A 23,585-nucleotide genomic window follows, 5' to 3' on the forward strand; every position below is an offset into this window, starting at 1 on the left:
GGCATTGTTGCTTGGGCCGGCTTCATTGTCATTGCGAGTGGCCGTAGCCTGCATGACAATCTCAGGATTTTGGCACGAGATTGCTTCGTCAAAATTTTCAATTTTTCCTTGCAATGACGTTTTTAAGCCATAACGAGAATAGTTTATGCTAAAAGAAGAAGACAAAATTTTTACTAACCTGTATGGGCAGCAAAGCCATGATTTGAAATCTAGCAAGAAGCGAGGCGATTGGGAGAATACTAAAGCTTTGCTTGATAAAGGTAGAGATTTCATCGTTGAAGAGGTTAAGAAATCAGGGCTTAGAGGGCGAGGAGGTGCCGGATTTTCTACCGGTATGAAATGGTCATTTATGCCTAAAAATTTAGAGAAGTCTTGCTATTTAGTAGTAAATGCCGACGAGTCTGAGCCTGGCACTTGTAAGGATCGTGATATATTAAGGTTTGAGCCGCACAAATTAATAGAAGGTTGCTTGCTTGCAAGCTTTGCTATAGGAGCGAATAATTGTTATATCTATATTAGAGGTGAGTTTTATAATGAAGCCTCTAATATTCAGCGTGCCTTAGATGAAGCCTATAAAGAAGGGTTAATAGGAAAGAATTCTTGCGGTTCGGGTTTTGATTGTAATATTTATTTACATCGTGGGGCGGGTGCTTATATTTGTGGTGAAGAAACGGCATTGCTTGAAAGTTTAGAGGGTAAAAAAGGTATGCCTCGTTTAAAGCCGCCTTTTCCTGCCGGCTTTGGGTTATATGGCTGTCCGACTACTATAAATAATGTTGAGTCTATCGCAGTAGTGCCAACCATTTTAAGACGAGGAGCTAGCTGGTTTGCTGGTATAGGTAAACCTAACAATACGGGAACTAAGATTTTCTGCATATCAGGGCATGTTAACAAGCCTTGTAATGTTGAGGAAGCAATGGGCATTTCGTTAAAAGAATTGATTGAGAAATATGCGGGTGGTGTTCGTGGTGGATGGGATAATCTTAAAGCCATAATCCCGGGCGGTTCTTCCGTGCCTTTACTTCCTAAGTCATTATGTGAAGTGGATATGGATTTTGATAGTTTAAGAACAGCAGGTTCTGGACTTGGTACAGGCGGTATTATAGTTATGGATCAATCGACCGATATTATTTATGCAATAGCAAGGCTTAGTAAATTTTATATGCATGAATCTTGCGGGCAATGTACTCCTTGCCGTGAGGGTACGGGCTGGATGTGGCGAGTTATGATGCGGCTAGTTAAAGGTAATGTCAAAAGATCTGAGATAGACGAACTCCTTAACGTTACGAAAGAAATAGAGGGGCATACTATCTGTGCTTTAGGTGATGCGGCAGCTTGGCCGATTCAAGGGCTGATACGCCATTTTAGAAGCGAGATTGAGGCAAGGATAAAGAGTTATAGTGTGGTTTGACTTTTTATCGTCATTGCGAGGAGAGATTGCCTGCGTGGATACTAAGCCGTCATTGCGAGCGACTGAAAGGAGAAAGGAGCGTGGTAATCTCATGAAATAATAACAAACTCCTGAGATTGCTTCGTCAATTACTTTGTAATTTCCTCGCAATGACGATTCCAATTTATAAATAATTAAGAGATTATGCAAACAGATAATACAAAATCAAACACTAATAAAACAGCTAAGCAAGAGTGGGGGTCTTTTGCTTTTGTAATATGTATCGCTTTACTTATTAGAATACTTATTATGGAGCCGTTTACCGTTCCGACCGGGTCTATGAAAGCAACCATACTTGAGAATGACTATATATTTTCTACGAAATATAGTTATGGTTATAGTAATTATTCTTTATCTTTTTTTGATTTTATTCCTCTTTTTAAAGGGCGAATATTTGCTCGTGAACCGGATCGTGGCGATATTGTAGTTTTTCGTCCGCCTAACGATATGAGTGTTAGATATATAAAGCGTTTAATAGGGCTACCCGGCGATAAAATTCAATTGATTAATGACGTAATATATATTAACGACAAAAAAATAGAACGCACGGAAGTTGGAACTTATATAAGCGAAGAAGGAATAAAATATTTAAAGTTTAAAGAAACACTGCCAAACGGTAGAACATATTTTTCTTATAAGCTTGCTCCTATTTATGGCGTTATATATAATGATAGATACGGTAATACGGATGTTTTTTATGTACCTGAAGGGAAATATTTCTTTTTAGGGGATAATAGAGATCAGTCAAATGATAGTAGAGTAAATCTTGGATTTGTACCGTTTGAAAATTTTATTGCTAAAGCACAATTTATTTGGTTCTCAACAAAAATAACTTGGTGGGATAATGATATAGGAGTTATTAATCTAGTACTAAAGTTAAAGCCATGGATTGAATCTGTTAGGTTAAATCGAATTTTCAGAAATCTTTATAACACGGATGCGTAATGGAATCATTTGAGAAGTTAGAAAAGCTACTTAGCTATAGTTTCAAAAATAAAGAGCTTTTAATAGAGGCGTTGAGTCACCCGTCTTTAAGGCAACATCACGAGTACAAGGATAATAAAGATTATGAACGATTAGAATTTCTAGGTGATGCCGTATTAAATTTAGTAATCACAGAAATTTTATTTAGAAATTTTGCAAATTATAATGAGGGGAATTTAGCTAAAATTAGATCATATTTGGTTTGCAAAGAAACAATATGCATGGTTGGAGCTAAACTTACTTTAAAAAATTATATAATTATGACTCATGGCGAAGAAGTAGCAGGTGGGCGTGATAATCTTAATAATATAGAAAATGCCACGGAAGCTTTAATTGCAGCTATATATCTTGATAGCAATATTGAAACAACCCATGATATTATCGAGAAGTTATGGGCAGAATTTATAAAAGTTCAGAATTTAACGGATTATGACCCAAAAACTGCTTTACAAGAATGGGCTCAAGCTAGTGATCATAACCTACCTATATATCGTCTGATAAAAAGAGAAGGAGCCTCCCATTCATCGACTTTTACGGTTCTTGTAAAAGTAAAAGATTATGAACAAACAGGCACTGGTCACGCAATAAAAGAAGCAGAGAAAAACGCAGCACGCAGCTTATTGCATAGACTTAAAAATGACTAATAGACATCTTGCCAAATTCGCTTATAGAGAGGAATTTAAAGGAGACACGGAAGCACTTGCCGCCGCAGTACGTGAGGATGCGAGTACTGGATCGACGTCTAAATTACCTCTAGAAGTGAAGTTTGGGAAGATGTCTAATCAGAAAACGGTATCGGTTTGTATAATCGGGCGACCTAATAGCGGAAAATCAACTTTATTAAACAGAATAATCGGTGAGAAGCTTTCAATCGTTACCCCAAAAGTTCAAACTACTAGGTCAATTATTACCGGTATTATTACCTTAAAAGATACACAGGTAATTTTATACGATACGCCCGGTATATTTGAGCCGAAAGGGAGCTTAGAGAAAGCAATGGTAAGATGTGCGTGGTCTAGTTTGCATAGTGCGGATTTAGTTCTGTTAATTATTGATAGTCTAAAGTCGTTTGATGATATAACGCATAATATTTTAGATAAGCTTCGCTCACTTAATATTGTTCCGATATTTTTATTGAACAAAATAGACATCGAATCAAAATATCTAAATGACATTAAAGCTTTTTTAACAGAAAATCATCCTGATAGCTTGCTTTTTCCTATATCTGCTTTATCAGGCAAAAATATTGATGGATTACTTGAATATATAACAAGTAAGGCCAAAATTTCTCCTTGGCTTTATGCGGAAGACTACATAACGGATTTACCTATGCGTTTTATTGCAGCAGAAATTACAAGAGAGCAGTTATTTTTAAATTTGCAGAAAGAACTCCCTTATAAATTAACCGTACAAACCGAAAAATGGGAAGATCTTAAAGACAAATCCGTAAAGATTAATCAAGTTATAGTAGTTTCAAGAGAGAGCTATAAAACTATAATACTCGGTAAAAACGGCTCTAAAATCAAAGAAATAGGAGCAAAATCCCGAATGCAAATGGAGAGGTTTTTTGGATTTCCTGTTCATTTATTTTTATTCGTTAAGGTGCGTGAGCTGTGGGAGAATAATCAAGAATTTTATCAGTATATGAAGATATAAAGCTGTCACCCTGTGGCTTGACAGGCTTTGTTGGATAGTTTTCGATGTCATTCCCCCGAAAGCGGGAATGACACCAATAAAAATAACATTAAATAATCATGATAATACTTGGGATTGATCCGGCACTTGGGAGTCTTGGATGGGCAGTAGTGGCAAAGGAGACCGCACAGTTGAAATATTTAGCTAGTGGTATTATTAGAACAAATAGTAAGGATGCAATTCATCATAGACTTGCTTTTATTAATAGTACATTAGAAAAAGTAATATTAGAATATCAACCAAATATGGCAGCGATTGAAGAAACATTTGTTAATACTAATAGCGTGACTTCTTTAAAGCTTGGATATGCTAGAGGGGCGATAATGTCGCTGATCGGTAGATATAATTTGGACATGCGAGAGTTTAAGCCAAATACGGTAAAAAAAACCGTAACAGGATATGGGCATGCAGAGAAAGACCAAATGTTGCATATGATAAAGCTTTTGCTGCCTGGCACTGCCTTAATTACCAATTCTGATGAAGCTGACGCCGTAGCGATTGCCTATACCTGCTTAGTTACAAAAAATTATTAAAATGAATCCAATAATAATATTAGTTGCCCCGCAAATGGGTGCGAATATCGGTGCTACTGCAAGAGCAATGAAGAATTTTGGCTTAAATGAGCTTAGAATCGTGGCTCCAAGAGACGGCTGGCCTAATGAGCAAGCACGTAGTAATGCAGTCGGAGCGGTTAATATTATAGATCATGCAAAAATTTTTGATAGCCTAGAGGATAGCATTAAAGACCTCGAATATTTATATGCTACTACTTGCATTAAAAGGGCTATGAATAAAGATTATGTATTTTCACAAAATTTACCTTTAGATTATCCAAATTCTGAAAAAGTCGGGATAATGTTCGGACGGGAAAATAATGGGCTTAGCAACGGAGAAATCGCATTTGCTAATAAGATTATCACTATTAATACAACCGAATTTAGCTCATTAAACATTGCTCAAGCGGTTATTATTATATGCTATGAGTTGTTTCGTAATTCTACGCCCAGAGAGGATGTACATAACATTCAAAAATTAGCTACTAAAGAAGAAATAGAGCATTTTTTAGTAAATTTATTCGGCAAACTCGATAAAGCCGGATTCTTCAAGGCTCCGGACAAAAAAACTGCTATGCAACAAAATATCACTAATATATTTACACGTATAAATAGTTTTTCTTCCCCTGAAGTCCAAACTCTGCAAGGTATTATTAAATCTTTAAATCAATGATATTTAGTAATTTCTTAAGTTCAGGAACATAATTTCTTATTCGGTTATATATTTCATCAGCAAGCTTTTTATCGTAAGTATAAGATATCATATTACGATCAGTAAGCATATAAATCCATAAACTCTCATCATTTATAATACCGGCAACAAAAGCTTCCTTTAGCACTTCTTTAGTATAGTGAAGAAATGTGCCTTTTTGAGAAAAATATTCTTTTAAAAACTTCCACGCGAGTTCAAAAGTAAATTCAAATCTTTGTATAAGTGGCATCAATATAAGCCCTATCTTCTGTTGTCGGTTTTAAATAAATATCTTCAAGCGTCATAAAAGCTTTACGAAATTTTTCAAGTTTAAGGTTTATTTTTGACATATATAATTTTTTTCTTTTAATATATTTTTATAAAGTGCAGAGCTTATTTTAGTATTTTCAAACCTTACACAATCTATTTTTAAAAGCGTGTTGACATTCTCTATAATAGAAATAACTTCTAGCCATTCTTGATCTTGGAATATTAGGGCAGATAATTGCAATATCAATATCAGAACGCTCATCGTTATCCCCTCTAACACGAGAAGCCAAAAAGCCATATTTCGTTGACAAACGATAAAGATTTTAGCTTATTAATGAATATATATGATTGTATATCTTTATCCATATAATTACCAGCTTTTGATTAAAGATTTAATAATTTCAGCTACTCTTTCTGCTTCATTTAAGGGTTTGTAGCTATATTCTTCTAAAGCAATAGCCGACTTATCAAAAATTCTTGCTATCTTCTGTTCTACTAACTGCTTTATAAAAATCTTATGCTTTGAAGAATTAAAGTTTGGTGGGCAGAATATATAAAGAGGCTTGCCGCTTGAAGCTGCTTCACTGCACATTGAGATTGAGTCGGCCGTAGAGATTATATATTTTGCCTTGGAGAGCATAGCTATATAAGGATTATATCCTGCGTCTTCGTTCGGGTAATAAATAATTGTGGAGGACGGCATATTATTTTTAATAATTGATTTTACAGTGTGTGGTGTACGTCTACTAAAACTAATGAAAAAAGGTATTTTTTGATTAGTATATATTTTATTTAATAATGAAGTAAATAAAACTGCTTCATCTTCATGGAAATTAAATTTTTTATTATTCCCACCGATTATCACTGCAATAAACTGTTTAAGATTAGGATAATGTTTTTGGAGTTCCAAGTTCGTTGCGGCGAACTGTTCAGTTACGTTGTTGATAGCTCCGTTGATGGGGATGATGTTTTTAAAGTCGTCATTGCGAGGAAATACGAAGTATTGACGAAGCAATCTAGTAAAAAAGCCCTGAGATTGCTTCAGCCACTTTGTGGTTTCGCAATGACGTTGGTCATGATAAGGCAGAATAACGGCATCAAATGCATTGTAAGGAAGATTAGGCTGCATTATTTGTATTAACTTGATATCTTTAAATTTCTTTTTTAAATAAAATGCTAGTACTGCCGTTCTTCTTCCAGCGGTAATTATCATATCAGGCGGGGACTTATCCAAAAGATACTGCAATAGCTCACTTTTTATATGAATAGGATAATATTTTAGTAAAAAGTTCGGTAGCTTAGCTAAGCAATTATATTCAAGCTTAATTGTTGTATATTCTTCCGTTAATTTTTCAGCAAGTGCAATAGCCTGATGGGTGTTGCCTGTTCTATCATCCTTCAATACGTGTATTTTCATTGTAAATACTTCTCTAAAGGTAATGTTAATAAGTTTGTTAGAGGTAGTGATTTATCGCAAGCCTCGGCTATTTGTGGTGTGATCGGAATTTGAGCGATTAGTGGTATATTATATTTTTGTGATAAATGTCCGTCACTATTATTTTTAAGCATATAGCTCATATTCTCAATTATTCCCAAAATAGGTAAATTTAGTTTTTGATATAAATCTATAGAACGTATTACGTCTATTTCTGATATTTTTTGTGGTGTAGTTACGATTATTACGCCGTCTAAATGATAATTTTCTAGTATACTTAAATGAATATCACCTGTTCCCGGCGGCATATCGATAATTAAATAATCTAAATTATCCCATTTTGTTACCGATAATAATTGATAAATAGTCTTACTCGCCATAGGACCACGCCAAATAATTGCCGAGTGATCTTTAACGAAGAAGCCTATAGATATAATTTCGATGCTTTGAGCAAGTACCGGTATTATTCGTCCATCTTTCGTTTGCGGTACTTCGTTAATGCCGAATATATGCGGAATTGACGGACCGTAAATATCCGCATCTACTATCCCGACTCGGTAATTTGCTAGACTTAACTGTTGAGCGATAAGAGCAGATATTGTAGATTTTCCGACTCCGCCTTTACCTGACGCTACTAAGATAATTTTTTTTACATTTTCTACAAAATGTTTTGGTTTTTGAAATTTTTTCTCCATCGGTTTACTTTCAGTAAAAACAATTGTTATTTTATTTACTTCCGAAATCTCGTTAAGTTTATTAATTGCCTTAAGTCTAATTTCTTCGACTTCTAACTTGTTTTTACCTGATATATCTATTGAGAAACCGATATTATTACCTTTAATTATAATATCCGATATAACTTCATTTAAAAAAGTACCGTCTTTAAAGGTAATATGCTGAATTTTATCTATAATTTGTCGTTGGTGTAAATTCGCCATAATTAAATTTCCTTTTTAAAGCTGTTTAAGCTCGTAACTTGACGTTATATACTATAATATATATAATTATCTCATCTTTAAAAATAATATAAAACAATAAAGCAAATGCTTAATAAAAAACATATCTCAATTTTAAAAAAATCCCCATGGAAAGATTTTGATTCTGATAAAGAAGATAACATATTCACAAGACCGCGTAAAAATCAATTTAATTTTGATCAATTTCAATTCCCGTTTAATTTCAATGCTAAAACAATAATTTTATCTGTTGTTGCAGTGGTTGCTTTATGGCTCGCTTCGGGTATTTATGAAATAAAAGAAGGCGAAGAAGCAGCGGTAATAAGATTTGGGCGTTTTGTGCGTAAGGGCTACCCCGGGCTTAATTATCATTTACCGGCACCTTTTGAAAAGATAATAGTTGAGAAAGTTAAACAATCACGTCGGATTGAGATTGGTTATCGTACAAATAGCTCTCTGCGTAGCGGTGGCGATAATACTAAAAATATTGCCGGTGAAAGTATAATGCTCACCGGTGATGAAAATATCATTGCTTTAAATTGTGACGTAATGTGGCATATTAATAATCTTGAAGATTTTATTTTTAACGTACAAAGACCTGCAGAAACAGTAAAAGCAACAGTCGAGAGTGCCGTTAGGGAAGTCATAGGTAATACTCCTATTTCTTGGGTATTATCCGATCAAAAGCAGGAGATTACTTATAAAATAGAGAAATTAGCACAGAAGATATTGGATAGTTATAATGCCGGCGTTATGATTGAGAAAGTACAATTATTAAAAGCCGAGCCGCCTGCCGAAGTAATAGACGCTTATAGAGACGTGCAAACTTCAAAAGCAGATAAAGAAAAAGAAATAAATCAAGCTCAAGCCTATAATAATAAGATTTTACCGGAAGCTAGAGGAGCGGCTGCAAAGATTATACAAGAAGCAGAAGGTTATAGAGCAGAAGTTATATCGAAAGCAGAAGGTGATAGCCAAAGATTTAATGCTATTTATAAACAATATGCTACAGGTAGGCAAGTAACTAGAGATAGATTATATTTAGAAGTAGTCGAAGAGATATTAGGCGGTTCAAATAAAACGATTATTAATAATGCACTACTGCCGCACATGGCTATTAAACCATAGGGGTGCTATGTCATTCCCGCAAAAGCGGGAATGACATCAAGTGTGTTTTTCACGCTATACACAAATGATATCTAAACAACAAGGAATATTAAATGCAACAAAAGATTTATTATATAATTTTTACAATTGTTTTTGGGCTGATACTGATTTCTAGCTCCTTATTTTCAGTTGACCAACGCCAATCTGCAGTAGTATTCCAGTTTGGTGAGGCAGTTAGAACTATAGAAAATCCAGGACTGAATATTAAAATCCCGTTTATTCAAAATGTTGAATTTTTTGATAAGCGTCTTTTAGATGTTGAGGTTGAGGCAAAAGAATTAACGGCTGCTGACGGTAAACGAGTTATTGTTGATGCCTACGCCAAATTCCAAATTAATAATCCCGTAATGTTTTATAAAACGGTACATGATTATCAAGGTGTGAAAATTAGGCTGACTCGTAATCTTGAATCGTCAATGCGTAAGGTGATAGGTAAAATCTCGCTAAGTAGCCTTTTAAGTCAGGAACGTAGTAATGTAATGTTAAATATCTTAAATCAAGTGGACGGTGAAGCTAAAAGCTTCGGTATTGATGTTGTAGATGTTAGAATTTTAAGAGCAGACTTACCAAAAGAAAATAGTGCGGCTATTTATCGTCGTATGCAAACGGCACGTGAAAAAGAAGCAACCCAAATTAGAGCGGAAGGACAAGAAGAAAGCGTGCGTATTCGTTCAAAAGCAGATAAAGAAAGTAAAATAATACTTGCTAAAGCTTATCGAGATGCACAAATTATTAAAGGTGACGGCGATGAGAAAGCGGCAAAAATATATAATTCTGCTTATTCAGTTGATCCGGAATTTTATAAATTTTATAGATCACTTTTAGTATATAAAAATTCTTTAAAGAAAGAGAATACTAATTTTGTAATTTCACCGGATGCTGAAGTTTTAAAATATCTAAATCTCACTAAGTAGTATACTAGTCTATCTACTTTTTATTTACTTGGAGTGTATGGTTAATCTGAAAATAGTTATTGTTATAATAGTTTTAATATCAAGTAACGTTGTTCTAGCAAAAGAAAATAGTAAGTCTTTAAAAGTAGCAGCTCAAGAAGAGAATGAATTTACGGAAATAAATTCTGCTCCTTTAAAAGTAAGTGAAGCCGCTCGTTATAGTTTTGCCGATATAGTTGAACCGTTAATTCCTGCAGTCGTTAATATTTCAACAATAGAATATGTTAATAGTAAATCGGAAAACGCCGAGAAAGATTCTCTGCAAGAAAAAGTTAATGATTTTTTAGAAAAGCTTAATATACCGCTGAATTTGGAAGAGGTTGATCAAACTCCGAAAAGTGTCCCGCTTGGTTCAGGATTTATTATTGAACCTAACGGCTTAATAGTGACAAACTATCATGTAATTGCAAATGTTGATAAAATTAATATAAAACTTGCAGATAATACCGAATTATCGGCTAAATTAATAGGTAACGATACTAAAACCGATTTAGCTCTCTTAAAAATAGATAGCGAGGAACCTCTACCTTTTGTTGAGTTTGGAGATTCAAATGATGCAAGAGTAGGAGATTGGGTTATTGCGATCGGTAATCCGTTCGGTAATCTAGGCGGTACGGTGACAAGCGGTATTATTTCTTCTAAAGGGCGGGATATCGATATAGATACGGACAATATAGTTGATAATTTTATTCAAACGGATGCTGCAATTAATAACGGTAATTCCGGTGGTCCTATGTTTAATTTGGATCAGAAAGTAATCGGCGTAAATACGGCAATTTTTTCACCGCTCGGTACTAATATAGGTATCGGTTTTGCAATACCGTCAAATACTGCAAAGCCTATAATCGAACGTCTTAAGAAAGATGGCAAAGTAAGTAGAGGACGCCTTGGAGTAACAATACAAGATTTAACCGAGGAAATTTCTGAAGGGCTAGGACTTAAAAATACTAGGGGGGTGTTAGTAGCTAAAGTACAAGAAGACGGTCCAGGTGATAAAGCGGGAATTAAAACGGGTGATATAATAATAGAGTTTGCAGATATACCGGTTAAAAATACTAAAAAATTACGTGTAATTATTGCAGATGCTCCTATTGATCAGGAAGTAAAAGTAAAAATACTTCGCGATAAAAAGGAGCTTGAGTTACCTATTAAAATTACTTCGGATAATGAAGAGGTTACCAAAGATTCTACAGAAGAGACCAATAAGAAAGAAATAACAAATAAAGAAGAAAATAATTTATCTATTACTAAAAATAATATTACTTTTGGTAATTTGACTGAAGAACTAAGACAAAAATATACTATTCCTCAAGATAAAATGGGAATAGTGATAACCAATATTGATGAAGAAGAAAGTAGCTTCAAAATTGGTGATCTGATAACCAATATTAATCAGGAAAGCATAGACGATATAAGTAAGCTAGAAGAATTATATGAAAATGCTAAAAAATCAGATAAGCAAAATATTTTGCTCTTGATTGAAAGGGGGAGTAGTAATATGTTCGTACCATTGCAGGTTATGTAGTTTTCTATGTTATTTCCACGAAGGCGGAAATCCAGAAAAATAATCTTAACATTGATACAAAAATTACATATTTAATAAAATAAAGCTATAAAAATAAGTTTTTTATAGCTTTTGCTGGATTCCCGCCTTCGCGGGAATAATATAGAATGTAAAAATAATATCTAAATAATTTATGAATGAAAAAATAGCAATTTTAAGTGCATATAGTTTTGTTAATATAGAAGAACCGGCGAATTTGATACCGAAACTTTTGCTTATCGGTAAAAGAAAATATGTTAGAGGTACTATTTTATTAGCTAATGAAGGCTTTAACGGTTCTTTTTCAGGTTCATATGAAAATGTAAATCTTGTACTTGAAGAATTGATAAAGCTGACCGGTCCCAAAGATGTTAACGTTAAAATAAATTATAGTGATATTCATCCTTTTCAGAAATTGAAAGTCAGACTGAAGAAAGAGATCATAGCAATGAACGTTGATGATTTAAATGTTGATTTGTTTAAAGGCGAATATATAGAGCCGAAAGATTGGGATGAATTTATCACAAAACAAGATGTTATAGTAATAGATACTCGAAATGATTATGAAGTAGAGGTTGGTACATTTAAATCAGCAATTAATCCTAATACTAAAACATTTAAACAATTTCCTGCTTGGGTTCAGCAGAATCAAGAATTGCTCAAAGGTAAGAAAATTGCTATGGTTTGTACAGGTGGTATCAGGTGTGAAAAATCCACCAGCTTACTTAAAAGCATAGGTTATGATGAGGTATATCATTTAAAGGGTGGAATACTGCAATATCTAGAAGATACACAAAACAAGAACAATTTATGGCAAGGTGAATGTTTTGTCTTCGATGATAGGAGAGCAGTGACAGATGATTTATCGCCTGTAGAAAGACATTGGTTGCAGAGATAGATGTCGTTGACCGATTGAAACGTGTAGTATGTCATTCCCGCGGAAGCAGGAATCCAGTAATTAAAAGCTCTCCTTTTCTGGATTCCCGTTTTCGCGGGAATGACATAACCCTTTATTTATTAGAAATATATGACTAAAACCAAACAAGAAATTTATAATAAGCGTCCAACTTCACCGCATTTAACTATATATAAGCCGCAAATAAGTTCTACATTATCAATTTTGTATCGTATGACCGGCGTAGCTTTGTTTTTTGCGGTGTCAATCTTGGTGTGGTGGTTGATTCTTAGTAAATATGACAATAATTATTTACAGTTTGCTGAATGCTGTATTATAAAAATATGCTTAGTAGCTGTTAGCTACGCTTGGTTTTATCATTTATGTAACGGCATTCGGCATTTATTTTGGGATATCGGTTACGGTTTTTCTATAAAATTGGTTAATATCACCGGTTGGTGTGTAGTGGTAGGATCTGTATTATTAACGGTATTGTTATGGGTGTAGTAATTAAAAATGTCATTGCGAGGAGATGCGTAGCATCGACGTGGCAATCTCAGAAATAATAACAAATGCCTGAGATTGTTTCGTCAATTGCTATGCAATTTCCTCGCAATGACGAAAAGCTAAAACAAATAATAGAGAAAATTAATGGTATATGATTTTAAAGCAGAAATTGTAAAAGCAAAAAATAGCGGTTCTGCTAAAAGCGGTTCTCATCATTGGTTATTGCAAAGAGTAACGGGGATTATATTAGCTTTATGTTCTGTGTGGCTAATATATTTTACGTTAACCAACAAAAATAATGATATAAATATTATTATGTGGGAACTTAAAAAGCCTTTTAATGTAGTAGCTTTGTTAATTACGGTGGTTATTTCGTTGTATCATGCGATGCTTGGTATGCGTGTAGTAATTGAAGATTATATAAGTTGTCACAAATTACGTAATACATTGATTATAATAGTGCAATTATTTTGCATTGTTACTATTGTAGCTTTTGTAGTAGCGCTGTTTTATAAAGGATAAAAATTGTCATACCGCGGCTTGACCGCGGTATCCAGAAAACAATATTGTGTATTGAATTACTGGACCCCGTGGTCAAGCTATGGGGTGACAGAGGTAGACAATTCACGTATCAAAATAGTAAAAAATTAATTTAATGACCAAAGCGTATAATATCATTCATCATAAATTTGACGTAGTAGTTGTAGGTGCAGGCGGAGCAGGTCTTCGTTCTGCATTCGGTATGGCTAAAGAAGGGCTAAATACCGCTTGTATAACTAAGCTGTTCCCAACCCGTAGTCATACTGTGGCTGCTCAGGGCGGAATTAGTGCGGCTCTTGGGAATATGGGCGAAGATGATTGGCGTTGGCATATGTATGATACGGTAAAAGGTTCTGATTGGTTAGGCGATCAGGATGCCATTGAGTATATGTGCAAAAACGCTCCCGATGCGATTTTAGAGCTAGAGCATTACGGCGTACCTTTCTCAAGAACTGAAGAGGGAAAAATTTATCAGCGTCCTTTTGGAGGAATGACAACAGAGTACGGCAAAGGAAAAGCAGCTCAGCGTACATGTGCTGCGGCAGATCGTACGGGGCATGCCATACTGCATACTTTATATCAACAGTCACTAAAACATAAAGTACAGTTTTTCGTTGAGTATTTTGCTATTGATTTATTGATGGAAGATGGTGAATGTAGAGGCGTAGTTGCGTGGAATTTAGATGACGGTAGTCTGCATTGTTTTAGAGCGCATAATGTAGTGCTTGCAACGGGCGGATACGGGCGTGCTTATTTTTCGGCGACGTCTGCTCATACTTGTACTGGTGATGGGGGCGGCATGGTGATTAGAGCCGGTCTTCCACTGCAAGATATGGAATTTGTACAGTTCCATCCGACAGGTATATATTCGGCCGGCTGTCTTATTACCGAGGGGGCAAGAGGCGAAGGGGGATATCTCGTTAATGCAAACGGTGAGCGTTTTATGGAGCGTTATGCTCCTGCTGCAAAGGATTTAGCTTCAAGAGATGTAGTTTCAAGAGCAATGACTATAGAAATCAGAGAGGGGCGAGGAGTCGGCGAGCATAAAGATCATGTATTTTTACATTTAAATCATTTATCGCCTGAGATTTTACATAGTCGTTTGCCCGGTATCTCTGAGACGGCTAAAATTTTTGCCGGTGTTGACGTGACTAAAGAGCCGATACCGGTACTTCCTACGGTACATTATAATATGGGCGGGATACCGACGAATTATCACGGTCAAGTCATAATCAAAGATGGTAAAAATCATAATAGCGTAGTAAAAGGGCTTATGGCAATCGGTGAAGCGGCTTGCGTATCGGTACACGGTGCTAACCGATTAGGATCAAATTCTTTGCTTGATTTAGTAGTATTTGGTAGAAGTTCTGCATTAAAAGCAGCCGAGCTTATTAAGCCTGTGAGTCCCCACAAGTCTATAAAAGAAGAAAGCCTTGAAAAAATTATAAATAGATTTGATAAAGTCCGTCACGCTAACGGTAATATTTTAGTTGCAGAGTTAAGGCTTAAAATGCAAAGAACTATGCAAAGCCATGCTTCGGTATTTAGAACTCAAGAGGTACTAGATGAAGGGGCAGGAATGATTAGCGAAATAAGAAGCGGCTATAAAGATATAAAAATTAACGATAAATCTTTAATTTGGAATAGCGATTTGGTGGAAGCCTTAGAGCTAGATAATCTACTTGATCAAGCTTTAGTAACGGTATATTCGGCAGCTGCAAGAAAAGAAAGCAGAGGAGCTCATGCACGTGAAGATTATCCTGATCGTAATGATGAGGATTGGATGAAGCATACTCTTAGCTCTATCGATGAAGCAGGTAAAGTAGTTCTTGATTATAAATCTGTGACTTTAACTACTTTAACCGATGAAGTAACAGCAGTCCCGCCGGTGAAGAGAGTGTACTGATTAATGTTCTTATGTCATTCCTGCGAAAGCAGGAATCTAGAAACCTTTAATGTTATCCCGCGATTTAATCGCGGGATCCAAAAATGCTTATTTTTTAGATATCGCGGTCAAGCCGCGGTATGACAAGAAAAAAATATATATAACATATGTTTGAGTATTTAATAAAATTCTATCCAAAAATCTTTTTTATTGTAGAGGGAACTTTGGTAACTTTAAAATATAGCGTTATTGCCGTTATATTCGGTTTAGTAATAGGGATGCTGCTCGCTATTTGTAAGGTAAATAAAAATCGTGCTTTAAGGCTTTTTGCAAATTTCTATACTTCTATTTTCAGAGGAACGCCTTTATTAATTCAATTAAGTATTATTTATTTTGCTTCACCTTATATCATAGGCATTAAATTTAGTGTGTTTATGGCGGGAGCTATTGCTTTTTCTCTTAATTCGGGAGCATATGTTTCCGAAGTAATCAGGGCAGGGATTAATGCAGTTGATAAAGGGCAGTTTGAAGCGGCTGAAGCTCTTGCTATTCCAAAGTTTTTAATAACGAAAGATATAATTCTGCCGCAAGCAGTTAAAAATATTTTTCCGTCATTAGTAAATGAGCTTGTAAATTTGATTAAAGAATCAGCCATTATTTCTATGCTTGGAGAAATGGATTTAATGCGTAGAGCACAAATTGTATCAATTGAAACATATAATTATTTTTTTCCAATGCTTATTGCTGCGTGCTGTTACTATATTTTAGTGATGTTAATCAGCTTTATAGCAAAAATAATTGAGAAAAAAATGATTGTTAATTAAAACATACTTGCTTTTATGGAAAAAGTAATTATAATTTAAATTTAGTGTAATTTACAAATTCTTATAATTTGTATTTAGAAATGATTGAAAATAAAGGGTGGAAGTATTTTTCACCCTTTAATTATCGTATATATAAGTTTTTTTTGGAGTATTTTTTTTAATGCCGACATATAATCAATTAGTACGTTTTGGGAGAAAGTCAAAAACTCGTAAGACCAAATCTCCTGCCTTAGAATCTAATCCTTTTAAAAGCGGTGTTTGCCTAGTTGTAAAAACCGTTACCCCTAAAAAGCCTAACTCTGCACTGCGTAAGATTGCAACGGTGCGTTTAAGTAATAAAAGAACCGTAAATGCATATATTCCTGGTGAAAAGCATAGTGTAAAGGAACATGATAGGGTGTTAGTAAGAGGCGGTCAGGTTCCTGATCTTCCGGGGGTGAAATATCATATCGTACTCGGTGCTTATGATATTGCCGGAGTTAAAGGACGTAAGCAAGGTCGGTCACGTTACGGTGCTCCTCGTAAACAAGTTGCAGTTACAAAAAAATAAATTATTAGTTAGAGAGAAAAAATAAAATGTCACGTCGTCATGCCGCAGAAAAGCGAGTAATTTTACCTGATATGAAATATAACAGTATTTTACTGTCAAGATTTATCAATAATATTATGAAAGAAGGGAAGAAAGCCCTTGCAGAGAAAATTGTTTATTCAGCCTTTAATAAAATTGAAAAGAAGCATAGAGTTGATCCGTATCAAACCTTTAATAATGCTATGCATAACGTGAAGCCGCATTTAGAAGTAACTTCGGTTAGGGTTGGAGGAGCTAATTATCAAGTTCCGACGCATGTTGATGAAAGAAGAGGATATGCCCTTGCTAGCCGTTGGATTATTAATGCTGCGTCAAAACGTTCTGAAAAAATGATGATTGATAAACTTGCCGAAGAGCTGTTTGAAGCTTCTAATAATAGAGGTGTTGCCATTAAGAAGAAAGAAGATACTCATAAAATGGCCGAAGCTAATAAAGCTTTCTCTCATTTTAGCCCTAAAAAAATGAAATAAGGTAGGGTATAATGAGTAAAATAAATAAACTTGAGCACATTCGTAATATCGGTATATGTGCTCACATTGATGCCGGTAAAACCACAACTACCGAACGTATTTTATATTATACCGGTAAATCGCATAAAATAGGTGAAGTTCATGAGGGCGGTGCTACCATGGATTGGATGGAACAAGAACAAGAACGCGGTATAACCATTACCTCAGCTGCTACTACTTGTAGATGGCAAGATAAAATAATTAATATTATCGATACTCCTGGACACGTTGACTTTACTATCGAAGTAGAGCGTTCGCTTCGTGTGCTTGACGGTGCGGTTGCAGTATTTGACGGTGTAGCAGGTGTTGAACCGCAGTCAGAAACGGTTTGGAGGCAAGCAGATAAATATAATGTTCCTAGAATGTGTTTTGTCAATAAAATGGACAGAATGGGAGCAGATTTTTATAGATGCGTTGAAATGCTCAAAGATCGTTTAGGAGCAAAACCACTTGTTATTCAGTTGCCTGTAGGGATTGAAGAAAATTTTAAAGGTATCATTGATCTTATTAAAATGAAAGCAGTGATTTGGAAAGATGAAGCACTTGGAGCTGAGTATTTTGAAGAAGATATACCTGTCGATATGAAAGATAAAGCTGAAGAATATCGTGCTAAATTACTTGATATGGTTGTTGAGTTAGATGATCATGTTATGGAAAAATATTTATCAGGTGAAGAAGTAACAGCAGAAGAGATTAAAAGATTAATCAGAAAAGGTACTATTTCAGCAGCATTGTATCCGGTTTTATGCGGTAGTGCTTTTAAAAATAAAGGGGTACAGCCTTTACTTGATGCCGTAGTAGATTTTCTACCTTCGCCTATTGATATAGGTATAGTAAAAGGTATGGAAGTAAGTACCGGTGAAGAAAAAGATTTCCCTATTTCGGTAACTGAGCCTTTTGCAGCTTTAGCATTTAAAATTATGAATGACCCATTTGTCGGTTCATTAACTTTTATTAGAATATATTCAGGTAAAATTACTTCAGGAACAACTGTTATTAATACCGTAAAGAATAAAAGAGAAAAAATCGGTAGAATGCTATTAATGCATGCTAATAATCGTGAAGACGTAAAAGAAGCATCAGCAGGTGATATAGTAGCTTTAGCAGGTCTTAAAGATACTACCACAGGTGATACGTTATCCGATATTGATCAGCAAGTAATCTTAGAAAGAATGGAATTTCCAGAGCCGGTAATTGAGCTTGCGGTAGAACCTAAATCAACAGCCGATCAAGAAAAAATGGGCCTCGCACTTTCTCGTTTAGCAGCTGAAGATCCATCATTTAGAGTGTCAACTGATTATGAAACAGGACAAACAGTGATAAAAGGAATGGGGGAGCTCCATTTAGAAATTATCATTGATCGTATGAGAAGAGAGTTTAAGGTCGAAGCAAATATTGGAGCTCCTCAAGTAGCATATCGTGAAACTATAACAAAAGCTTGTGAAATTGATTATACCCATAAGAAACAATCCGGCGGTGCAGGACAATTTGCTCGTGTAAAAATTATTTTTGAGCCTCTAAAAGAGGTAAAAGATCTAAAAGATGAAGATAAAAATAAAATTTTTGTCTTTGAAAGTAAAATCATTGGCGGTGCCGTGCCTAAAGAATATATACCAGGTGTTGAAAAAGGATTAAATAATATTAGAGAAACCGGTGTTATTGCCGGTTATCCTATGATTGATTTTAAAGCAACTTTAGTTGACGGTGCGTTTCATGATGTAGATTCTAGTGTACTTGCGTTTGAAATTGCTGCAAAGGCAGCATTTAGAGAAGGGATGCCGAAAGGTAATCCTAAATTACTTGAGCCGATTATGCAAGTTGAAGTTATCACTCCTGATGAATATATGGGTGATATTATAGGCGATTTAAATAGTCGTAGAGGACAAATTCAAAGCATGGATCCAAGAGGGAATGCTCAAGTAGTTACTGCGAATGTTCCTTTAGCGGAAATGTTTGGTTATGTTAATACGCTTAGGTCTTTATCTCAAGGTAGAGCTCAGTTTAGTATGATATTCTCTCATTATGATCAAGTGCCGAGTCAAGTAGCTGATATTATTAAAGCTAAAAAATAATTTAGGGGTGAGGTGTCACGTCTTACAGAAATAAATGTTGTTTTGCCGTGGCAGTTTATAAATTAACAGTACTGTTTATTATAGTAATTTTTTAATAATAACAAATATTTTTAATAACTTTTATTGATTTTTTATTAAAAATATGATAGGAGTGTAGCTCAATTGGTAGAGCGCCGGTCTCCAAAACCGGAGGTTGCGGGTTCGATACCTGTCGCTCCTGCCATTATAGGCTTAGAGCTTTTTTGCTATAAAATATAGAATTTTTACAAAATTTGCTTATAGAGAGAAATTTGAAAGAGGTACTTCACCTCGAATCGCAGCGTACATACTAGTATGTGAGAATTCCAGTGTTGGATTATCGTCTCAATTGCCTCTAGAGGTAGTATTTTGTAAGAAGTCTAATAAATTACCTAACAAAAATATGTTTAAAGAATATAAAATTTATAAGTTTTTTGAACAAGTTAAACAAGAAACTTATAAGGTAGTTTGGCCAACTAGAAAAGAGCTTGTTGCTTCAACATTAGTAGTGGTAGTAGCAGTTTTTATTTTTAGCCTAATTTGTTTGGTACTTGATTATAGTATACATAACATAATGCAGCTTTTGCTTAATATCGGCAAATAGTATGAGGAATAAATTGTGACAGCACAGAGTATAGATAATATATTGCCTTCTTCTGAAAAAAATGTAAAGCAGTGGTATGTAGTACATACGGCATCAGGAGCAGAAAAACGCATTAAAGAAGATATGCTTAGAAAAATCGCTAAACAGAACATGACGGATTTTTTTGAAGATATATTAATACCTGTTTTTGGAGTTTCTGACGTTAAACGCGGTAAAAATGTCAAGGTAGAAAAAAAACTAATGCCAAGTTATATCTTGATAAAGATGAATATGACTGATAAATCTTGGCATTTAGTAAAAAATATATCTGGAGTAACCGGCTTTTTAGGAAGCAAAACCACGCCAAAAGCTCTTACAGAAAGTGAAATACAAAATATTTTTAATAATTTGGAAGCAGAAGCTAAAGAAGCAAAGAATTCTAAATTGTATGAAGTTGGTGAAATAGTGACTGTTACAGACGGTCCTTTTGAAACTTTCATGGGTACAGTAGAAGAAATAGATCAAGAAAAAAATAGGTTAAAAGTTTCAGTTGCAATATTTGGTAAAGCAACTCCAATAGAACTAAATTTTAATCAAGTAAAGAAAAATGATTAAAAGTTGGACTAAATACGGTTTATAAATTACTTAAGCTGTATTGTACGAATGTTCAGGATTTCATTGGCGGGATAATGCGTCGTCATTGCAAAAGCAGCCGTATGCTGCGTGGCAATCTAGGAGAAATAATAAAAAACTTCTGATTTACAGAATTTTTTTTCTTCCTTGTTTTGTCAAAACTTACAGCTTTTCCTTGCAATGATGGGAAACAAGATCCATGCAATTATTACAAAGTAATATTAATTTAAGAGAAAAATAAGGATATTTATAAATGTCTCAGAAAGCAATAAAAGGTTATATTAACTTGATAATTCCAGCTGCTGGAGCCACTCCTGCACCTCCTATAGGACCGGCCCTAGGACAAAGAAAAGTTAATATTGCAGCATTTTGTAAAGATTTTAATGATGCTACGCAAGGTATGGAAAAAGGAATACCTCTGCCAACCGTAATTACCGTTTATGAAGATAGTAGTTTTTCTTTTAAAATAAAAACTCCTCCTGCTTCTTACTTTTTAAAGAAATATGCTAAAATTACTAAAGGTTCTAGTGCTACTAAAAAAGAAGCCGTAGTAGGTAAAGTTACTATGGATGATTGTCGTGAAATTGCAAAGTTAAAAATGCCTGATTTAAATACAAAAAATATTGAAGCAGCAACAAAAATTATTTGTGGTAGTGCTGCATCTATGGGACTTGAAGTAGTAGGGAATTAATTATTATGTCAAATAAGAAAGATGTTGCTGTAAAAATTAGCGGCGGTAAAAAAATAAGAGAAGCTAGAGAAAAAGTAAAATCAGATACTTTATATAATTTAACAAATGCAGTTGAACGATTAAAATCAGCATCATATGTTAAATTTGATCCAACCTTAGAAATAGTTATGAAGCTTGGAATTGATTCTAGGCATTCCGATCAAATGGTACGTGGTGTAGTTAATTTACCTGCCGGTACAGGCAAAACCGTAAGAGTTGCCGTTATTTGTAAAGAAGAAAGAGAAGAAGAAGCTAAAAGTGCCGGAGCAGATTTAGTAGGTTCAAATATTATTGATGAAGTTAAAGCAGGGAAAATTAATTTTGATGTATGTATAGCTACTCCCGATATGATGGCAGCTATAGGTTCAGTTGCAAGAATTTTAGGGCCAAAAGGTTTAATGCCTAACCCTAAACTTGGTACCGTAACTTTAGATATTAAAAATGCTATTAAAAATGCTAAAAGCGGTCAGGTAGAATATAGAGCAGAGAAAGCAGGTATAATTCATGCAGGGCTTGGAAAATTATCTTTTTCAGACCAAGATTTATTAAAAAATTTAAATGCGTTTATTGAGGCAGTAATTAAAGCAAAACCTGCCGGGTTAAAAGGAAGTTATTTAAAAGCAATGTATTTATCTTCTACTATGGGAGCATCGGTACAAATAGATTTAACTAGTATAGCATAATTTTTATAGCCGTTTAACGGTAGTATAGTAATAATAAAAAATTTTGTTATTTTAAGCATTTGTATCAGTTTAAATATATTAAACTGTATTATAAAAGGAGAATTAAAAGGTGTTAAGATCAGAAAAACCGGTAGCAGTAGAGGATATTGTAAATATTTATAAAGAATCGCCCTCTATAATTATTACTCATTATCACGGGTTAACCGTTAGTCAAGTGAGTTCGCTTAGAGAATCACTTAAATCTAAAGAAGCAGGTTTTAAAGTAGTTAAAAATACTTTAGCAAAAATAGCTGCAAATCAAACAGGGCTTAATAGTATTGCTAATTTATTTGCGGGTCCTACTGCTATTGTTTATTCTAAAGAACCGGTTGAGATGGCAAAATTAGTAGTTAATTTTGCTAAGGCTAATGATAATCTTAAGATTATCGGTGGAATAGTAGATAATCACGTATTAGATGAACATTCAATAAAAGAACTTTCTAAGCTACCTACACTTAATGAGCTTAGGGGTAAAATTGTTGGGTTATTACAAGCACCGGCTACTAAGGTTGTAGGTGTTTTACAAGCCCCATCTTCGAGTATGGCGAGAGTAATACAAGCACATGCTAGTAAAAATTAACTTAAAGGTTACTGCATCAGGTATTTTAATTGATAATTAAAGAGCTGTTATAGTGAAAATTAATAAGGTTTTTTATGGGATATTATTCTTATTTTAAAAAAGTCTTATAATTTGAAGCACAAAAGAATTTAATTAACTTTAAAATGCCTGATTTAGTAATCTCTCAATATAAAAAAAGTAAAAGGAAAAAATTATGGCAGATTTAGCTAAAATTGAAGAACAATTATCATCATTAACGTTAATGCAAGCAGCTGAGCTTGTGAAAATGCTAGAAGAAAAATGGGGTGTATCTGCAGCAGCTCCTGTAGCTGTAGCAGCTGCCGGTGCTGCAGCTCCTGCGGCTGAAGCAGTAGCTGAAAAAACTGAGTTTGAAGTAGTTTTAACAGCTGCCGGTGATAAGAAAGTTGAAGTAATTAAAGTTGTGAAAGATATCACAGGTCTTGGTTTAATTGAAGCTAAGAAATTAGTTGATGAAGCTCCAAAGCCGATTAAAAGCAATGTGAAAAAAGCAGAAGCAGACGAAATCAAAGGTAAGTTAGAAGCTGCTGGAGCAAAAGTTGAATTAAAATAATTATTTCTGCACTAGGTTCTGTAAAGAAAAGTTGAATTATTCGTATTTTAGATAGTTTTAAGTAAAAATTAATAAGATTCTTGTTGAAACAGTTGTTTTTATTCCAAGAAAAATCTTATAATTTTCAATCAAAAACAACTAAGTATAGATTAATTTTTTACAGGACCTAATGTTTTTGCATTACAGATGAAATATTTTATAGCTTTAAATTAACTTCTTAAAATCCAAA

At 34.4% G+C, this 23,585-nt stretch carries 28 protein-coding genes and 1 tRNA gene; 24 read left to right on the forward strand and 5 right to left on the reverse strand.

The features are described from left to right. The first annotated feature begins 145 nt into the window (after window positions 1-145). The 6 genes from nuoF (at window position 146) to WSW_RS0107305 (ending at window position 5,356) form a co-directional block, all read left to right on the forward strand. The gene (nuoF, locus tag WSW_RS0107280; protein WP_016917615.1) at window positions 146-1,411 is read left to right on the forward strand and encodes an NADH-quinone oxidoreductase subunit NuoF; all 1,266 of its coding nucleotides are present in this window, start codon (window positions 146-148) and stop codon (window positions 1,409-1,411) included. 183 nt (window positions 1,412-1,594) lie between these two features. Next, on the forward strand, window positions 1,595-2,395 hold the full coding sequence (gene lepB, locus WSW_RS0107285; RefSeq protein ID WP_016917616.1) for a signal peptidase I: 801 nt from the start codon (window positions 1,595-1,597) through the stop codon (window positions 2,393-2,395). Then, window positions 2,395-3,078 (forward strand): ribonuclease III, encoded by a 684-nt coding sequence (rnc, locus tag WSW_RS0107290; RefSeq protein WP_016917617.1) that lies wholly within the window; start codon window positions 2,395-2,397, stop codon window positions 3,076-3,078. Before lepB ends, rnc begins: the two co-directional genes overlap by 1 nt. Beyond that, window positions 3,071-4,090, forward strand: a complete 1,020-nt coding sequence (gene era, locus WSW_RS0107295) for a GTPase Era (protein WP_016917618.1) — start codon at window positions 3,071-3,073, stop codon at window positions 4,088-4,090. Before rnc ends, era begins: the two co-directional genes overlap by 8 nt. 98 nt (window positions 4,091-4,188) lie before the next feature. After that, window positions 4,189-4,662 (forward strand): crossover junction endodeoxyribonuclease RuvC, encoded by a 474-nt coding sequence (gene ruvC / locus WSW_RS0107300; RefSeq protein WP_016917619.1) that lies wholly within the window; start codon window positions 4,189-4,191, stop codon window positions 4,660-4,662. Window position 4,663: 1 nt separating this feature from the next. After that, a complete protein-coding gene (locus WSW_RS0107305; protein ID WP_016917620.1) occupies window positions 4,664-5,356 on the forward strand; it encodes an RNA methyltransferase in 693 nt (230 codons plus the stop codon). On the opposite strand, the gene WSW_RS1000000111255 is transcribed toward WSW_RS0107305, so the two are convergent. The 5 genes from WSW_RS1000000111255 to WSW_RS0107330 all read right to left on the reverse strand — a co-directional run bounded on the left by WSW_RS1000000111255 (window position 5,337) and on the right by WSW_RS0107330 (window position 8,017). Further along, a complete protein-coding gene (locus WSW_RS1000000111255; RefSeq protein ID WP_238528582.1) occupies window positions 5,337-5,624 on the reverse strand; it encodes an HI0074 family nucleotidyltransferase substrate-binding subunit in 288 nt (95 codons plus the stop codon). The genes WSW_RS0107305 and WSW_RS1000000111255 overlap by 20 nt on opposite strands. Beyond that, complete coding sequence (locus tag WSW_RS1000000113715) at window positions 5,602-5,724, reverse strand: hypothetical protein (protein WP_274378122.1); 123 nt, start codon at window positions 5,722-5,724, stop codon at window positions 5,602-5,604. The genes WSW_RS1000000111255 and WSW_RS1000000113715 overlap by 23 nt, the downstream gene beginning before the upstream one ends. Further along, complete coding sequence (locus WSW_RS1000000111260) at window positions 5,712-5,942, reverse strand: hypothetical protein (protein WP_238528584.1); 231 nt, start codon at window positions 5,940-5,942, stop codon at window positions 5,712-5,714. The genes WSW_RS1000000113715 and WSW_RS1000000111260 overlap by 13 nt, the downstream gene beginning before the upstream one ends. A gap of 72 nt (window positions 5,943-6,014) precedes the next feature. After that, a complete protein-coding gene (locus tag WSW_RS0107325) occupies window positions 6,015-7,061 on the reverse strand; it encodes a mitochondrial fission ELM1 family protein (RefSeq protein WP_016917621.1) in 1,047 nt (348 codons plus the stop codon). Next, on the reverse strand, window positions 7,058-8,017 hold the full coding sequence (locus WSW_RS0107330; protein ID WP_016917622.1) for an Mrp/NBP35 family ATP-binding protein: 960 nt from the start codon (window positions 8,015-8,017) through the stop codon (window positions 7,058-7,060). Before WSW_RS0107330 ends, WSW_RS0107325 begins: the two co-directional genes overlap by 4 nt. A 105-nt stretch (window positions 8,018-8,122) precedes the next feature. Between WSW_RS0107330 and hflK the strand changes: the two genes are divergently transcribed. The 18 genes from hflK (at window position 8,123) to rplL (ending at window position 23,356) form a co-directional block, all read left to right on the forward strand. Next, complete coding sequence (gene hflK, locus WSW_RS0107335) at window positions 8,123-9,163, forward strand: FtsH protease activity modulator HflK (RefSeq protein ID WP_016917623.1); 1,041 nt, start codon at window positions 8,123-8,125, stop codon at window positions 9,161-9,163. 92 nt (window positions 9,164-9,255) lie between these two features. Continuing rightward, complete coding sequence (hflC, locus tag WSW_RS0107340) at window positions 9,256-10,116, forward strand: protease modulator HflC (protein WP_004996654.1); 861 nt, start codon at window positions 9,256-9,258, stop codon at window positions 10,114-10,116. Window positions 10,117-10,153: 37 nt separating this feature from the next. Then, entirely contained in the window at window positions 10,154-11,680 is a 1,527-nt protein-coding gene (locus tag WSW_RS0107345) for a Do family serine endopeptidase (RefSeq protein WP_016917624.1), read from the forward strand. A 172-nt stretch (window positions 11,681-11,852) separates the two neighbouring features. Continuing rightward, window positions 11,853-12,596: an oxygen-dependent tRNA uridine(34) hydroxylase TrhO gene (gene trhO / locus WSW_RS0107350; RefSeq protein ID WP_016917625.1), complete on the forward strand. Its 744-nt coding sequence runs from the start codon at window positions 11,853-11,855 to the stop codon at window positions 12,594-12,596. Between the two features lie 129 nt (window positions 12,597-12,725). Further along, complete coding sequence (gene sdhC / locus WSW_RS0107355; protein ID WP_016917626.1) at window positions 12,726-13,100, forward strand: succinate dehydrogenase, cytochrome b556 subunit; 375 nt, start codon at window positions 12,726-12,728, stop codon at window positions 13,098-13,100. Between the two features lie 144 nt (window positions 13,101-13,244). Next, window positions 13,245-13,622 (forward strand): succinate dehydrogenase, hydrophobic membrane anchor protein, encoded by a 378-nt coding sequence (sdhD, locus tag WSW_RS0107365; RefSeq protein ID WP_012736733.1) that lies wholly within the window; start codon window positions 13,245-13,247, stop codon window positions 13,620-13,622. 133 nt (window positions 13,623-13,755) lie between these two features. After that, the gene (gene sdhA, locus WSW_RS0107370; RefSeq protein WP_016917627.1) at window positions 13,756-15,546 is read left to right on the forward strand and encodes a succinate dehydrogenase flavoprotein subunit; all 1,791 of its coding nucleotides are present in this window, start codon (window positions 13,756-13,758) and stop codon (window positions 15,544-15,546) included. A 146-nt stretch (window positions 15,547-15,692) separates the two neighbouring features. Continuing rightward, the gene (locus WSW_RS0107375; protein WP_004996648.1) at window positions 15,693-16,349 is read left to right on the forward strand and encodes an amino acid ABC transporter permease; all 657 of its coding nucleotides are present in this window, start codon (window positions 15,693-15,695) and stop codon (window positions 16,347-16,349) included. Window positions 16,350-16,509: 160 nt separating this feature from the next. Next, a complete protein-coding gene (gene rpsL, locus WSW_RS0107380; RefSeq protein ID WP_004996647.1) occupies window positions 16,510-16,899 on the forward strand; it encodes a 30S ribosomal protein S12 in 390 nt (129 codons plus the stop codon). Between the two features lie 26 nt (window positions 16,900-16,925). After that, window positions 16,926-17,408: a 30S ribosomal protein S7 gene (gene rpsG / locus WSW_RS0107385; protein WP_004996646.1), complete on the forward strand. Its 483-nt coding sequence runs from the start codon at window positions 16,926-16,928 to the stop codon at window positions 17,406-17,408. A gap of 11 nt (window positions 17,409-17,419) precedes the next feature. Beyond that, complete coding sequence (fusA, locus tag WSW_RS0107390) at window positions 17,420-19,519, forward strand: elongation factor G (protein ID WP_016917628.1); 2,100 nt, start codon at window positions 17,420-17,422, stop codon at window positions 19,517-19,519. Window positions 19,520-19,666: 147 nt separating this feature from the next. Further along, window positions 19,667-19,742: transfer RNA gene (locus WSW_RS0107395), tRNA-Trp, on the forward strand. 198 nt (window positions 19,743-19,940) lie between these two features. After that, a complete protein-coding gene (secE, locus tag WSW_RS1000000111270) occupies window positions 19,941-20,141 on the forward strand; it encodes a preprotein translocase subunit SecE (RefSeq protein ID WP_004996644.1) in 201 nt (66 codons plus the stop codon). A gap of 15 nt (window positions 20,142-20,156) precedes the next feature. Continuing rightward, a complete protein-coding gene (gene nusG / locus WSW_RS0107405; RefSeq protein ID WP_016917629.1) occupies window positions 20,157-20,735 on the forward strand; it encodes a transcription termination/antitermination protein NusG in 579 nt (192 codons plus the stop codon). Window positions 20,736-21,006: 271 nt separating this feature from the next. Beyond that, window positions 21,007-21,444, forward strand: coding sequence for a 50S ribosomal protein L11 (gene rplK, locus WSW_RS0107410; protein WP_004996639.1), 438 nt, complete (start codon window positions 21,007-21,009; stop codon window positions 21,442-21,444). A gap of 5 nt (window positions 21,445-21,449) precedes the next feature. Continuing rightward, window positions 21,450-22,166, forward strand: coding sequence for a 50S ribosomal protein L1 (gene rplA, locus WSW_RS0107415; RefSeq protein ID WP_016917630.1), 717 nt, complete (start codon window positions 21,450-21,452; stop codon window positions 22,164-22,166). A gap of 109 nt (window positions 22,167-22,275) precedes the next feature. After that, complete coding sequence (gene rplJ, locus WSW_RS0107420) at window positions 22,276-22,785, forward strand: 50S ribosomal protein L10 (protein ID WP_016917631.1); 510 nt, start codon at window positions 22,276-22,278, stop codon at window positions 22,783-22,785. Between the two features lie 193 nt (window positions 22,786-22,978). After that, window positions 22,979-23,356: a 50S ribosomal protein L7/L12 gene (gene rplL / locus WSW_RS0107425; protein WP_014273192.1), complete on the forward strand. Its 378-nt coding sequence runs from the start codon at window positions 22,979-22,981 to the stop codon at window positions 23,354-23,356. Window positions 23,357-23,585: the final 229 nt, after the last annotated feature.

This window comes from Rickettsia honei RB (assembly GCF_000263055.1).
GTDB lineage: Bacteria > Pseudomonadota > Alphaproteobacteria > Rickettsiales > Rickettsiaceae > Rickettsia > Rickettsia rickettsii.